The 14,149-nt window shown below is 62.2% G+C and carries 13 protein-coding genes and 1 riboswitch; of the genes, 5 read left to right on the forward strand and 8 right to left on the reverse strand.

Going from position 1 to position 14,149, the window contains the following annotated elements:
- Positions 1-7: 7 nt before the first annotated feature.
- From AACY31_RS00925 to AACY31_RS00940, 4 genes are all read right to left on the reverse strand, one after another.
- Positions 8-616, reverse strand: coding sequence for a YqiA/YcfP family alpha/beta fold hydrolase (locus AACY31_RS00925; protein ID WP_339478328.1), 609 nt, complete (start codon positions 614-616; stop codon positions 8-10).
- Positions 617-1,140: 524 nt separating this feature from the next.
- On the reverse strand, positions 1,141-1,956 hold the full coding sequence (gene cpdA / locus AACY31_RS00930) for a 3',5'-cyclic-AMP phosphodiesterase (protein WP_339503668.1): 816 nt from the start codon (positions 1,954-1,956) through the stop codon (positions 1,141-1,143).
- Positions 1,957-2,079: 123 nt separating this feature from the next.
- On the reverse strand, positions 2,080-2,532 hold the full coding sequence (locus tag AACY31_RS00935) for a DUF1249 domain-containing protein (RefSeq protein WP_003186471.1): 453 nt from the start codon (positions 2,530-2,532) through the stop codon (positions 2,080-2,082).
- Positions 2,523-3,140 (reverse strand): NUDIX domain-containing protein, encoded by a 618-nt coding sequence (locus AACY31_RS00940; protein ID WP_339478323.1) that lies wholly within the window; start codon positions 3,138-3,140, stop codon positions 2,523-2,525. Before AACY31_RS00940 ends, AACY31_RS00935 begins: the two co-directional genes overlap by 10 nt.
- 214 nt (positions 3,141-3,354) lie before the next feature.
- On the opposite strand from AACY31_RS00940, the gene AACY31_RS00945 reads away from it, so the two are divergent.
- Positions 3,355-4,092 (forward strand): DUF3298 domain-containing protein, encoded by a 738-nt coding sequence (locus AACY31_RS00945; RefSeq protein ID WP_058546502.1) that lies wholly within the window; start codon positions 3,355-3,357, stop codon positions 4,090-4,092.
- Here AACY31_RS00945 and cytX read toward each other — a convergent pair.
- A complete protein-coding gene (gene cytX, locus AACY31_RS00950; protein WP_339478321.1) occupies positions 4,061-5,353 on the reverse strand; it encodes a putative hydroxymethylpyrimidine transporter CytX in 1,293 nt (430 codons plus the stop codon). The two genes, AACY31_RS00945 and cytX, sit on opposite strands and share 32 nt — an antisense overlap.
- 84 nt (positions 5,354-5,437) lie before the next feature.
- Complete coding sequence (gene thiC / locus AACY31_RS00955) at positions 5,438-7,327, reverse strand: phosphomethylpyrimidine synthase ThiC (protein ID WP_339478320.1); 1,890 nt, start codon at positions 7,325-7,327, stop codon at positions 5,438-5,440.
- A gap of 174 nt (positions 7,328-7,501) precedes the next feature.
- A riboswitch (TPP riboswitch) is annotated at positions 7,502-7,607 on the reverse strand.
- Between the two features lie 173 nt (positions 7,608-7,780).
- On the opposite strand from thiC, the gene AACY31_RS00960 reads away from it, so the two are divergent.
- Positions 7,781-9,220 (forward strand): TolC family outer membrane protein, encoded by a 1,440-nt coding sequence (locus tag AACY31_RS00960; RefSeq protein WP_339491201.1) that lies wholly within the window; start codon positions 7,781-7,783, stop codon positions 9,218-9,220.
- A gap of 118 nt (positions 9,221-9,338) precedes the next feature.
- Here the strand turns inward: AACY31_RS00960 and waaA are convergent, their stop codons facing one another.
- Positions 9,339-10,619 carry a lipid IV(A) 3-deoxy-D-manno-octulosonic acid transferase gene (gene waaA, locus AACY31_RS00965; RefSeq protein ID WP_339478316.1) on the reverse strand — a complete coding sequence of 427 codons (1,281 nt, stop codon included), beginning with the start codon at positions 10,617-10,619 and terminating at the stop codon, positions 9,339-9,341.
- A gap of 22 nt (positions 10,620-10,641) precedes the next feature.
- The gene (locus AACY31_RS00970) at positions 10,642-11,532 is read right to left on the reverse strand and encodes a LysR family transcriptional regulator (protein WP_339478314.1); all 891 of its coding nucleotides are present in this window, start codon (positions 11,530-11,532) and stop codon (positions 10,642-10,644) included.
- A gap of 103 nt (positions 11,533-11,635) precedes the next feature.
- On the opposite strand from AACY31_RS00970, the gene AACY31_RS00975 reads away from it, so the two are divergent.
- From AACY31_RS00975 to AACY31_RS00985, 3 genes are all read left to right on the forward strand, one after another.
- Entirely contained in the window at positions 11,636-11,968 is a 333-nt protein-coding gene (locus AACY31_RS00975; protein WP_339478313.1) for a DMT family transporter, read from the forward strand.
- 173 nt (positions 11,969-12,141) lie between these two features.
- The gene (locus AACY31_RS00980) at positions 12,142-13,317 is read left to right on the forward strand and encodes an NAD(P)/FAD-dependent oxidoreductase (protein ID WP_339478311.1); all 1,176 of its coding nucleotides are present in this window, start codon (positions 12,142-12,144) and stop codon (positions 13,315-13,317) included.
- Positions 13,314-14,126, forward strand: a complete 813-nt coding sequence (locus AACY31_RS00985) for an aldo/keto reductase (RefSeq protein WP_339478310.1) — start codon at positions 13,314-13,316, stop codon at positions 14,124-14,126. Before AACY31_RS00980 ends, AACY31_RS00985 begins: the two co-directional genes overlap by 4 nt.
- The last annotated feature ends 23 nt before the right edge of the window (positions 14,127-14,149 follow it).

The raw sequence follows: 14,149 nt of genomic DNA on the forward strand, positions 1-14,149 counted from the left end.
GATGGGCTCACAGCGACGTGAAGTCGATCGCCTGGTACAAATCGGCGCCAATGCCGGCAAAACTCAACAGCGCCGGCAACTGCTGGGTAAACCCTTGGAAACTGTGGTCGCCGCCGGCCTGGATGCGCAAGGCACAGGCGCGGTAATACTGCTGGGCGAGGCGATAATCCAGCGTTTCGTCACCGGTTTGCAACCATACCTGAAACCGTTGCGGATCCCGGGGTGCCGGCACTTGCAGTTCGGCCAGGGCCGTGACGTGGTCGTGGGTCAACTCCCAGGTTTCGTCGGTGTACAAATTTTTCTGCGTGCCCAGGTACCCGTCGAACATCCGATGCGGGCTGACGGCAGGGTTGACCAACAGGGCCTTGAGGCCGTGGCGCTCGGCCAAGTGAGTCGCATAGTAGCCGCCGAGCGAGCTGCCGACCAGCAGCGGGCGCCCCAGTTCTGTAATCGCCTGCTCCAACTGACCGATGGCCTGGCGGGGGTGGTGATGCAAGGCAGGCACCTGCAACTGGTCGCCCAGGCCCAGGCGTGTCATCACTTGCGTCAACTGACAGGCCTTGGTCGACGCTGGGGCGCTGTTGAAGCCATGGATATAAAGGATCGAACCCGACATTGCCGACTCCCTGGGTGTTGGGCAAAGGCCGGAGTTTACAGGGAGATTGCGGTGATTGGGGGGGATTTGACCGTGTTGTTGCCTCCTATGACCCGTCGATCACAGCGGCTGTGGGAGCAAAGCTTGCTCGCGATGGCGGCCTGGTGTCCGACCTGGTACTCCCTGTTGTACTTCGATCAAACTGTGGGAGCGAGCCTGCTCGCGATGGCGGCTTGACTGAGTACATATCCATTGCTGCGGTAACGGCCACTTAGGGTTCCGCCCTGACGGCGGGTCACTTTTGAAAAGCCCGGAAGCCGGCCCAGTCAAAAGTAACCAAAACGCTCCTGCCCCACCACTCGGCACCGAGCCTAGGCGAGGCACCGAGTGGTGGGGCAAGCCTTTTTTGCTTACTTTTTTTGGCGTTTGAAAAAAAGTGAGCCGCCGTCAGGGCGGAACCCTAAGCAGCCGTTACCGCAGAAATGGATATGTACTCAATCAAGCCTTCGCGAGCAGGCTCGCTCCCACAATAAACAGGATCGAACTCAGTACCCGTTGGAGCCATAGTCCGGGGTAAACGCAAACCCAACCACCCGCTCAACCCCCGTCTCCAACCGCCCATCCGGCAACAACCGCAACCACCGATACCCCGGCGCCTGCGAGCCCACCGCAAAATCCTCACTCCCCGGCTCAAACTGAATACAAGTCGAAGGCGAAGCCAACAAACGAACCCCCTCGCGCACCTGGTCAATCTCCTGATGCACATGCCCCCAGAGCACCGCCCGCACCTGGGGAAAGCGATCCACCACCGCAAACAGCGCCTCAGGATTACGCAACCCAATCGGCTCCATCCACACACACCCAATCGACACAGGATGATGATGCAGGCACACCAAGTGATGCCGCTCCGGTGCGTCACTCAAGGCATTGGCCAACAGAATCAACTGCTCCTCAGCCAAAAACCCCGGTACCGAACCGGGCACGGCGGAATCGAGCATCGTCACGCGCCAGTTGCCAATGTCCACCACCGAATCGAGCAACGTACTCCGGACCGCCGCCTGGAGCATCACCTGCGGCTCATCATGATTGCCCGGAATCCACCGCGCCGGCGCATCGATTCGCGCAGTCAATTGCCGAAACGCCGCGTAGGACTCCAGCGTGCCGTCCTGGGACAGATCCCCGGTGGCGAGCATCAGGTCAATGTCCGGCTGCTGCTTGAGCACCAAATCAATGACCGCCCGCAAACTGTCACGGGTATTCATGCCCAGCAACGAGGCATCGGCCTCGGCGAACAAATGGCTGTCAGACAATTGGACCAGCAACGCCGCATCGGCAGTGGTCAAGCTGGATACGCTCGGCAAATCGCTCTCTCCCAGGCGCACTCGCACCGTTGGATGAAGCCGCAATTATGCTGGGGAAGATCGAAAGGGGAAACCCGCGAACCGGAACCGGTTCACAACCAGCGTCCAGTATTTGAAAGACAACTACCGAACGACTTCGAACTCGTGGCCCAGCGCCAGGCAATGACTCAGCCACTCGCCCAGGAACAGGTTCAACTGGGCCTTTTCGTCCGGCTGGTGCATTGACGCATTGGGGTAAGGATAGATGCCGCGAAAGCGTCGTGCATGTTCGGCGCTGACGACTTCGGCCATGCGTGCATCGTGATAGACCTGGACCTCCAACTGCGGCACCGGCAGCCAGGGCAGGCTGTGCTCCTGGCGCACTTGCAGCGTGGTGGTGTAGGGGCAGGTCTGCAGCACTTCCAGGGCCAACACGCCCAGCATCTGGTCGCCATGGGTCACGGCGATACGCCGCGGCGCCGGATCGTTGCGCATGTCCGGCAACAAGCGCATCAGGCGAGCGTAGTTGGCCTCGCAGGCGGCCTGCAACCCCACCAGATCGACGCGATAGCGATCGCGCAGCTTGTTCAGGACCATAGCCCCCTCACTTCCTCGCGATTCAAGGCCAGCCATTGCAGGGCGATGATGCTCGGTGCATTGCAGATTTGTCCGTCGCGCACAGCTTGCAGGGCATCGTCGAAAGACCAGACTTTGACGCGGATATCTTCCGCCTCTTCCGCCAGGCCATGCAGCCCGCCCGCCCCCGTGCTGTCGCAACGTCCCAGGTACAAATGAACGAATTCATCGCTGCCGCCCGGAGATGGAAAATACTTGGTCATCGGCCAAAGCGCAGCGAAGGCAAGCCCAGCTTCCTCCTGCGCTTCACGATGAGCAACTTCTTCCGGTTGTTCGTCCTTGTCGATCAGGCCGGCCACCAATTCCACCAGCCAAGGGTTGGCGACCTTGCCCATGGCGCCGACGCGAAACTGCTCGATCAACACCACTTCATCGCGCTGCGGGTCGTAAGGCAGCACACACACCGCGTCATGACGCACGAACAATTCACGGCTGATTTCGCGGCTCATGCCACCGGCAAACAACTCATGGCGCAGGTGCACGCGGTCGAGCTTGTAGAACCCCTGGAAGCAGCTCTCGCGCTTGACGATCTGCACGGCGTTTGGTGTGGCGTTGGCGAAATCGGTCATGACAATCCTCGTGTGCAATGGATCAATACGAGGTTCCAACCTCGGCTTCGCGCCATCCTAACGCGCCCGTACCCTTTGATGCAGCCCCTTTCCACTCATCGGGATGGACGGCAGAAGGTGAAAGAACTCTAATGAGCTTAGTGGCGAACTGATTGTCCTGCTGGCAGTCGAAGCGGGTAACTTTTCGCCTTTCCCTGTTCCATGAAGGACGCCCATGTCGCTTTTCAAAACTGCCTCCGTGGCCGCCATTGCCCTGACCCTGGGCGCTTGCCAAAGCCTGTTCCAACCCAATTACCGCGCACCGCTGGAAACCACCCGCGATGCGTCGGAACAACTGCAACCAGGTTGCGCCAGTGCCGACTGCCCGCTGGTGAACATCGATACCCTGCACTTTCCCACCGAGCCTGCCCTGGACGGCATCGTCGAAAAACGCCTGCTGCAAATGACCCGTACCACCCCGGTGGCGCCGACGCTTGCCGCCTATCGCGAGCAGTTCCTGCGCAGTGCCGCCCCCCGCAACAGCAGCTATTTGCAGGCCAAGGTACGTGAGCAACATGACGGCCTGGTGATCATCGAATTGTCCAGCTACCTGGACACCGGCGGCGCCCACGGCACACCGGGTCGCGGCTTCATCAACTATTCGCGCCAGCAACACAAGGTGCTGACGCTGTCGGACATGCTGCTGCCGGGCCAGGAAGAAGCCTTCTGGAAAGCGGCCCAGGTCGCCCACAACAGTTGGCTGATCAGCACCAAGCTGGATCAGGAACCCGAATTCCTGAAACAGTGGTCCTTCCAGAAAACCCCACACGTGGCGCTGACCTATGGCGGGGTGATCCTCAAGTACGAAGTGAGCACCATTGCGCCGTACGCCCTGGGCCACATCGAATTGAAGATCGCTTACCCACGCCTCAATGGCATCCTCAAGCCCGAGCTGTTCCCTGGCCGTAGCTGAAAGCCCGGCCCAGCAGCAGTTGCAGTAACCCTGCCAGGATCAGCGACGGCAGGGTTGCGCCGATGTCCGGATAGAAGTTGGCCAGCAAGTGATAAGTGCTCACCCCACCCAACCAGGCCAACAGGGCCGGCCAGCGTAACGCCGCTGACACCACTTGGCTGCTGCGCTTGCGCAGGATGAAGTGGTCCACCAGCACCACGCCGAACAGCGGCGCGAACACTGAGCCGATCAGCAACAGAAAGTTCTGGTATTGCGCCAGCGGCGCGAAGCAGGCGATCACGGTGCAGAGCACGCCTATCGCCAAGGCCAGGTGTTCGACTTTCAGCCCCGACAACATGCCACTGGAGACCGCCGCCGAGTGAATGTCGGCGAAGGCGTTTTCCGACTCATCCAGCAGAATCAGCAGCAGCGGAATGCCCAACCCGGCGCCAGCCAAGGCCAGTAGCAACGCGTTGACTTCACCGCTCGGCGCGAACGCCAAGGTGTAGGCCACGCCCAGGCTCATCAGCCAGACGTTACCGATGAAAAACCCCAATGCGGTGCCGCCAAACACATTTTTGGCGCGCTTGCCGAAACGTGAGTAGTCAGCGATCAGCGGCAGCCACGACAGCGGCATCGCAATGGCGATATCAAACCCCACCGCCAGCGACATCGAGCCGTCGCCCGCCTGAGCCCACAGCGCTGCCAGGTCGGCCTTGGCGAACAGGTTCCAGGTCAACCAGATACAAGCCGCCAGCAGCAACCAGATGCCCCACTTGCGCAGGACCTTACGCACGAACGTCAACGGTCCGCTGACCGCGAGCAGGGTCGCCAGGGCGCCGAAAAACAGGGTCCACAACAGTGGATTGGAGCCCAGGCTGCCTTCGCTGAAAGCCCGGGCACCGAGCAGGCTGGCGGCGTCACGCATGACGATGATTTCGAACGAGCCCCAGCCGATCAGCTGCAACAGGTTCAATACCGCCGGCACGCTCGCGCCCTTGCCGCCGAGGCTGAGCTTGAGGGCAGCCATGGCCGACAGGCCGGTGTCGCTGCCGATCACGCCGACGGCCGCCAGCAGCAGGACGCCCACCAGCGTGCCAAGGAAAATCGCCAGCAACGAGCCACTCAAGCCCAGGCCCGGCGCGAGCAAGGCACCGACCTGCAAGACCATCAGGCCGATGCCCAGGGAGAACCACAGGGAAAACAGATCGCGAGCGCCGAAGACGCGCTTGTCCAGGGGGACGGCGGTGTCTGGAGAGTAGGTGCCGGGTTGGATGTTCAAGGGGGGTTATCTCAGAGGGATATTTGTTGTTCTGATGATTGCTCGCGAAGGCGGCAGTAAGATCACCACCGCCCCCAGCTCAAATCAGACTTTCTTGTAAAGCTGACTACCTTCCTTCTTGAATCGCTCAGCCTGCTCCGCCAAGCCCTGGGCAACGTCGACGTCCACCGCCTCGATGCGTTGGTTGGCCGCGTACTCGCGCACTTCCTGGGTGATTTTCATCGAGCAGAATTTCGGCCCGCACATCGAGCAGAAATGCGCCACCTTGGCCGAGTCCTTCGGCAGGGTTTCGTCGTGGTACGAGCGGGCGGTGTCCGGGTCCAGGCCGAGGTTGAACTGGTCTTCCCAACGGAACTCGAAGCGCGCCTTGCTCAAAGCGTTGTCGCGGATCTGCGCACCCGGGTGGCCCTTGGCAAGGTCGGCTGCGTGCGCGGCGATCTTGTAGGTGATGATCCCGGTCTTCACGTCATCCTTGTTCGGCAAGCCGAGGTGTTCCTTCGGCGTGACGTAGCAGAGCATGGCGCAACCAAACCAGCCGATCATCGCCGCACCGATGCCGGAGGTGATGTGGTCGTAACCTGGCGCAATGTCGGTGGTCAGCGGGCCGAGGGTGTAGAACGGCGCCTCGTCGCAGCACTCGAGCTGCTTGTCCATGTTCTCTTTGATCAGTTGCATCGGCACGTGGCCGGGGCCTTCGATCATGCATTGCACGTCGTGCTTCCAGGCGATCTTGGTCAGCTCGCCCAGGGTTTCCAGCTCACCAAACTGCGCTTCGTCGTTGGCGTCGGCAATCGAGCCCGGACGCAGGCCATCGCCCAGCGAGAAGCTGACGTCGTAGGCCTTCATGATTTCGCAGATGTCTTCGAAGTGGGTGTAGAGGAAGTTCTCTTTGTGGTGCGCCAGGCACCACTTGGCCATGATCGAACCGCCACGGCTGACGATACCGGTGACGCGCTTGGCGGTCATCGGCACATAGCGCAGCAACACGCCGGCGTGGATGGTGAAGTAATCGACGCCCTGCTCGGCTTGTTCGATCAGCGTGTCGCGGAACAGCTCCCAGGTCAGGTCTTCGGCCGCGCCGCCGACTTTTTCCAGGGCCTGGTAGATCGGCACGGTGCCAATCGGCACTGGCGAGTTGCGGATGATCCACTCACGGGTTTCATGGATGTGCTTGCCGGTGGACAGGTCCATGACCGTGTCCGAGCCCCAGCGAATACCCCAAGTCAGCTTCGCCACTTCTTCTTCGATGGACGAACCCAACGCACTGTTGCCGATGTTGCCGTTGATCTTCACCAGGAAGTTACGGCCGATGATCATCGGTTCCAGTTCGGTGTGGTTGATGTTGGCCGGGATGATCGCGCGACCACGGGCGATTTCGTCACGCACGAATTCCGGGGTGATGACTTTCGGCACACTGGCGCCGAAGCTGTGGCCGGCGTGTTGCTGGTCCAGCAGGCCAGCGGCGCGGGCGACTTCCAGCTTCATGTTTTCGCGGATGGCGACGTATTCCATCTCGGCGGTGATGATGCCTTTGCGCGCATAGTGCATCTGGCTGACGTTGGCACCCGGCTTGGCGCGACGCGGGTTGTTCACGTGGGCAAAGCGCAGTTTGGTCAGCTCAGGGTCGGCCAGGCGTTCCTGGCCGAAGTTGGAGCTCAGGCCGGCAAGACGCTCGGTGTCACCACGGGCTTCGATCCATGGCGAGCGCACGTCGGCCAGGCCTTTGCGCACGTCGATGATCACGCTCGGGTCGGTGTAGGGGCCCGAGGTGTCGTACACCACGACCGGCGCGTTGATTTCGCCGCCGAAGTCGGTGGGGGTCACGTCGAGGCTGATTTCGCGCATGGGCACGCGGATATCCGGGCGGGTGCCCTGGACATAGATTTTTTGCGAGCGGGTAAAGGGCTGTACCGATTGTTGATCGACTTGGGCCGATTCACTGAGGTTGGTCGCGTTTTTTGATTTTGTCGTCATCACGGGCTCTCCAGACACACATCCAGGCAGTGGATTTTTGTCGGAGCGAACCTGTAACGAATGGACGCACCCTGCACGACTGTGCGGATGCTGTGCTTGCTGCTCGAGCGTGCTCGAAAATCGAAAGTCGATGGTCGAACAACATCCCGGACGAAGCACAAGAGGACTCGCCGGGTGACGAGAAATCTTGTTCCCTACGCAGGCGCTAACCTGATCAGGTTCAACGGGATCCGAAATTATTCGATCTCAGCCTCATAGCAAGGCACCCCGACAAGAACCCGGCCAGTCTAGACATAACCGCGATAGAACGCCATCGCCTGGGCAAAAGGCGTGATGAATGGCGCCTATACAGGATTGTTGCCGCGCCTTCGCACAACTACACTCGCTACGCCGCGCTTCTTAATTGCGCACTCTCATTTGTGAATTCTCATTTTATGAACCAGGGATAGCCTCATGCTGCGCAAACTTTCACTGGCACTTGCCGTGTCTTGTGCGTCCAACGCAATGGCATGGGCTGCCGAAGCGCCACTGACCACTAAAACCGATCTGGTGAGCGTGTATCAGGAAGCGGTGGATAACAACGCTGACCTGGCCGCTGCCCGCGCCCAGTACGGCGCCCAGAAGGAAGTGGTGCCCCAGGCTCGCGCCGGATTGTTGCCCAACCTTTCAGCTGGCGCCGACCTGAACAACACCCGCACCGAGCTTGACCAGCCGGCGATGACCTCCAACCGAAGTTCCACGGTTTACCAGGCGACGCTGTCCCAGCCGATTTTCCGCGCCGACCGCTGGTTCCAGTTCCAGGCGGCAAAGTCCGTCGACGAACAAGCGTCGCTGCAACTGTCAGCCACCGAACAGAACATGATCCTGCAAAGCGCCGAGAGCTACTTCAACGTGCTGCGCAGCCAGGACAACCTGGCCTCGACCAAGGCGGAGGAAGCCGCGTTCAAGCGCCAGCTCGACCAGTCCAACGAACGTTTTGACGTGGGCCTGTCGGACAAGACCGATGTGCTGCAATCCCAGGCCAGCTACGACACCGCACGGGCCAACCGGATCCTCGCCCAGCGCCAGGTCGACGACGCCTTCGAAGCCTTGATCACCCTGACCAACCGCCAGTACAACTCGCTCCAGGGCATCGTCCATACCCTGCCGATCCTGCCGCCGACGCCGAACGATGCCAAAGCCTGGGTCGACACGGCGGCCAAGCAGAACCTGAACTTGCTGGCCAGCAACTACGCCGTCGATGCCGCCGAGGACACCCTGCGCCAACGCAAGGCCGGCCATGCGCCGACCCTCGATGCGATAGCCCAGTACAGAAAAGGCGATAACGACGGCCTTGGTTTCACCAATCCGAACCCCACCGGCCAGCGTTATGGCGGCGATGCCGAGCAACGCACCATCGGCCTGCAACTGAGCATCCCGATCTACAGCGGCGGGCTGACCAGCTCCCAAGTGCGTGAGTCCTACTCGCAACTCACCCAGACCGAACAGCAGCGCGAAGCCCTGCGCCGGCAAGTGGTGGAGAACACCCGTAACCTGCACCGTGCAGTGAACACTGACGTGGAGCAGGTCCAGGCCCGGCGCCAATCGATCATCTCCAACCAGAGCGCGGTGGACGCCACGGAAATCGGCTACCAGGTGGGCACCCGCAACATCGTCGATGTGCTCGATGCCCAGCGCCAGCTGTACACCTCGGTGCGCAACTACAACAACGCCCGCTACGACTACATCCTCGACAACCTGCGTCTCAAGCAGGCGGCCGGGACGTTGAGCCCAGCGGACTTGCAGGACCTGTCGCGCTACCTCAAGCCCGACTACAACCCCGACCGCGACTTCCTGCCGCCGGACCTGGCCCAGGCGGCAGCGGAGCAATTGCGCTCGCGGCCGGCGCAGTAGGAGCGGTGTAGGAGCTGTCGAGTGCAACGAGGCTGCGATCTTCCCCCAGACACTTGAATCCCAAGTGAAAGATCAAAAGATCGCCGCCTTCGGCAGCGCCTACGAGCCAGGCCAGCGATTAGCGCCTGGCGAGCAACCGCCCCAACCCGTCCAGCAACCGCTGCAACGCGCCCTGGTTGCCGCGCATCACCGCAAGCCCCGCCTCGGCCATGTGCTGGGCATCGCGGGGCAATTCGAACAGGCGCTGTACCGCCAGGGCCAGGCTTTCGGCATCGTCCACTTCCGCCAGCGCACCGGCGTCGCGCAGTTGCGCGGCGATCTCGAGGAAGTTGAACAGGTGCGGCCCGCTGAGCACCGGTTTCGCCAGCGCCGCCGGCTCGAGCAGGTTGTGCCCACCATTGGGCACCAGACTGCCACCGACAAACGCGCTGTCGGCCAACGCGTAGAGAAACAGCAGTTCGCCCATGGTGTCACCGAGCAACACCGAAGCCTGCGCTGTCACGGGCTGCCCGCTGGAGCGCCGAACCGTGACCAACCCTTCGCTTTCACACAGTTGGTGCACTGAGTCAAAGCGCTCGGGATGACGCGGCACCAGGATCAGCAACGCATCGGGATAACTGTCGAGCAGCCGACGGTGGGCGGCCAATACCACTTCGTCCTCGCCCTCGTGGGTACTGGCGGCGATCCACACCGGACGCTCGGTTGCCTGCCACTGACGGCGCAAGGCGCTGGCGTCTTCGAGCAGTTGCGGGGCGATGGTCAGGTCGAACTTGATGGAACCGGTGACTTCGACGGTTTCCGCCCGGGCGCCCAACTGGCGAAAACGCTCGGCTTCGGCTTCGGTCTGCACGGCAAACAAACTCATCTCGGCGAGCATGGGCCGGGTGAGCTTGGGAAAGCGCCCATAGCCCCGCGCCGAACGCTCCGACAACCGCGCGTTGGCCAGGGCCACGGGAATGCCGCGTTTGGCGCATTGGTGAATGTGGTTGGGCCACAGCTCGGTTTCCATGATCACCGCCAGGGACGGCCGGACCCGGTCAAGAAAATGCTTGGCGGCGCAGGGCAAGTCGTAAGGCAAATAGCAATGCTGGATGCGCGACTCGCTGGCGAACAACGCCCGGATCCGCTCCGAACCGGTGGGCGTCATGCACGTGACGGTGATCGGCAGCTCTGGATAACGTTGCAGCAAGGCGCGGATCATGGGCGCGGCGGCGATGCTCTCGCCCACCGACACGGCGTGAACCCAGATGCCCCCCGGCACCATGACCGGCAGCCCCCAGGAGAACCGTTCGCCAATGCGCCGGGCATAAGCCGGCGCCTTGCGGGCCCGCAACCACAGCCGAATCGCTACCAGTGGCAGCCCCAGGTAAAACAACGCGCTATAGAGAGTTCTGTTCATGGCGGCGGAGTTTATCGGTTTTTCAGCCAATCGCCTGCAACTGCACGGCAAAACGTTCCGCCAGCCAACACGCGGCCGGGCCCAGGGGTTCATCGCGGCGCCAGACCAGTTCCACCACCAGGGCCGGCGGAGTCCATTCGCTGCTGAGCTCGACCATGTCGCCCAGGTACGCCGGGTATTGCACCACATGCCGAGGCAGCCAGGCCCAGCCCAGGCCACTCCTCAGCCACTCGGCCAACACGTAGAAGCTGTCAGCCCGCCAGACCTGGGGGCTGGCCTGCTCGCTGCCGGGGTAGACGCTGGACTGGGTCGCCATCAACAACTGGCGGTGCCGGGCCATTTCCCGACAGGTCACATACGCGTGGTTCGCCAAGGGGTGGCCCCTGCCGCACACCGTGACCATCTCGACGCTGCCCAGCACCCGGCGCTCCAGCGCCTCGGGGATCTGGTCGTGATAGAACAACAACCCGAGGTCGGCGCGGCGCTCCACCAGTTTGCGCGCCACATCGCCTTGGGCAGCGCTGGCCAGTTGCACCTCGAGGGCGGGGAATTGCTCCGCCAGGGCCGCCAGGCTGTCGATGACCGGTTGATAGGGCATGGCCTCGTCCTGGGCCAGGCGCAGAGACGCTTCCTGCCCGCGCATCAGGGCCAGGGCCCGGCCATTGAGGCGCTCGCACTGACGCAGCACTTCCTTGGCCTCTTCGAGCAAGGCTTGGCCAGCGTCGGTGAGCCTGGGCTGACGGCCGCTGCTGCGCTCGAACAGGCTCACGCCCAAATCCGTCTCCAGCAACGCAATCGCACTGCTGATAGCCGATTGGGCCTTACGCTGATCCCGGGCCACGGCCGAAAACGAACGTTTCTCGGCGACCCCGACAAACAGCCGCAATTGCTCCAGGTTCCACTGCTCGTTCATGGCTCAACCTATCTCAAATACAGATAGGTAATGACTTTACCGCATTTGGACGAGCTCTAGAATAGCCCCATCGAAAGACGCAACCGTCGAAGAGGAACCGCCCATGAACGCCTACTACTACCTGGCCATCGCCATCTGCGCCGAAGTGATCGCCACCGTTTCGATGAAAGCGATCAAGGGCTTGAGCACACCTTTGCCTTTGCTGCTGGTCATCGTCGGCTACGGCACTGCGTTCTGGATGCTGACGCTGGTGGTGCGCACCGTACCGGTGGGCGTGGCTTATGCGGTCTGGGCCGGACTGGGGATCGTCATGGTCAGTGTCGCGGCGTTGTTCATCTATGGGCAGAAACTGGACGTGCCGGCGATGTTGGGGATGGCGTTGATTGTTTTTGGGGTTGTCGTGATCCAACTCTTTTCCAAGACCGCCGGACACTAAAAGAGCAAGGATGCGTGGGATCAAGGCTTGCCCGCGATGAAATCCGCACGGTATCTGCCAAACCGAGGCGTCTGTATCGCGAGCACGCTTTGCTCCCACAGGTTGATCGCCAACAAATTCCCTCTGCATCGAGTCTGTATACTGCGCCCTCGTCTTGAACACTGAGGTCGCTCATGCCATCCGTTATTTCCACCGACATTCTGATTGTCGGCGCAGGCGTCGCCGGTCTCTGGCTGAATGCACGCCTTCGGCGCCAGGGTTTTTCGACCGTGCTGGTGGAAAGCGCCAGCCTCGGCGGCGGACAGAGTGTCAAATCCCAGGGCATCATCCATGGCGGCGCCAAGTACGCCTTGCACGGCGCCTTGACCGGCGCCTCGGAAGCCATTGCCGACATGCCGCGTCGCTGGCGCGAAGCCCTGAAAGGTGAAGGTGAGCTAGACCTGTCCGGCGTGCGCATGCTGTCCGATGCCCATTACCTCTGGTCCCCCGGCACCCTGGCCGGCAACATCACCAGTTTCTTTGCCAGCAAGGCCGTACGCGGGCGGGTCGATCAGGTCAAGGGCGACCAGTTGCCGCCGGCCCTGCAAGACAAGCGCTTCAAGGGCAAGGTCTATCGCCTGGCCGAGCTGGTGGTGGACGTGCCGAGCGTGATCGCGCGCCTGGCGGAACTGGCCGGTGACAGCTTGCTGGCAGGGCAACACATCGAACCGCTGCGCGAAGGGGGCGAGCTGATCGGACTTAAGGTCGATGGCCGCGAAATTCGCGCGCAACGCATTGTCCTCAGCGCCGGGGGCGGCACCGCCGACCTGCTCAACGCCTTGGGCCTGGACCAGCCAGCCATGCAGCGCCGACCATTGCACATGGTCCTGGTCAAGGGCCCCAGCCTCAAGCCGCTCTATGCCCACTGCCTGGGTGGCGGACCGAAGCCGCGCGTCACCGTGACCACCCATCCGGCGGCCGATGGCCAATGGGTCTGGTACCTGGGTGGCGATCTGGCCGAAGGCGATGGCGTGACCCGCGAGCCTGCCGCCCAGATCGCCGCCGCCCAGAAAGAACTCGGCCAATTGTTGCCTTGGGTTGACCTGAGCACCGCGCAATGGGCCACGCTGCGCGTTGACCGCGCCGAACCGTTGCAGTCGGGCCTGACCCGCCCGGACAACGCCTTCCTCGCCGAGCAGGATCGCCTGCTGGTGGGCTGGCCGACCAAACTGGCCCTGGCCCCGGACTTCGCCGATCGGGTGGTCAATGCCCTGCAACGCGAGGGCATCCAGCCAAGCCACCCGGCCCCACTGCCGGACCTGCCAAAGCCGCCGATGGGCGTCCCTGCCTGGGAGCAACTGCTGCCATGAGCCAACCGACCCTGCATGACCTCTATCGCCCCCTGGGCCATGACGGCCCGCGGGTCTCCCCCCTGGGCCTGGGCACTGTGAAGCTCGGTCGCGACCAAGGCGTCAAATACCCCAACGGCTTTCAGATCCCCGATGACGACGAAGCGCGCATGTTGCTCAAACTGGCGCGCGAGCTGGGCATCAACCTGATCGACACCGCGCCGGCCTATGGCCGTAGCGAAGAGCGCCTCGGCCCGCTGCTACGTGGCCAACGCCAGGACTGGGTGATTGTCAGCAAGGTCGGCGAAGAGTTCAGCGACGGCCAGTCGCACCACGACTTCAGTGCCGCCCATACCCGATTCTCGGTGGAACGCAGCCTCAAGCGCCTGGAAACCGACTATATCGACCTGGTGCTGGTACATTCGGATGGCAACGACCTGGCGATCCTCAACGACAGCGAGGTCTACCCGACCCTGGCGGCGCTCAAGCACGAGGGCAAGATCGGCGGCTTCGGGTTTTCCGGCAAAACCGTCGACGGCGGCTTGAAAGCCTTGGAGCAAGGCGATTGTGCGATGGTCACCTACAATCTGAACGAACGAAACGAAAAGGCTGTCATTGACTACGCCAGCGAGCATGGCAAAGCGATCCTGGTGAAGAAAGCCCTGGCCAGCGGCCACGTCTGCCTGAGCCCCGGGGTAGACCCGGTTCGCGCCAGCTTCGAACTGTTGTTTGAGCATCCTGGGGTCGCCAGTGCTATTGTCGGCACCATCAATCCGCTGCACCTCGCCCATAACGTCGCGACCGTAGCCAAGGTCCTGCGTAAAAACTGACGCCGCCCTACGCGGCCTTAAGG

Origin of the sequence: Pseudomonas sp. RL_105y_Pfl2_101 (assembly GCF_963970585.1) — a bacterium.
In the GTDB taxonomy this organism is placed as follows: Bacteria; Pseudomonadota; Gammaproteobacteria; order Pseudomonadales; family Pseudomonadaceae; genus Aquipseudomonas.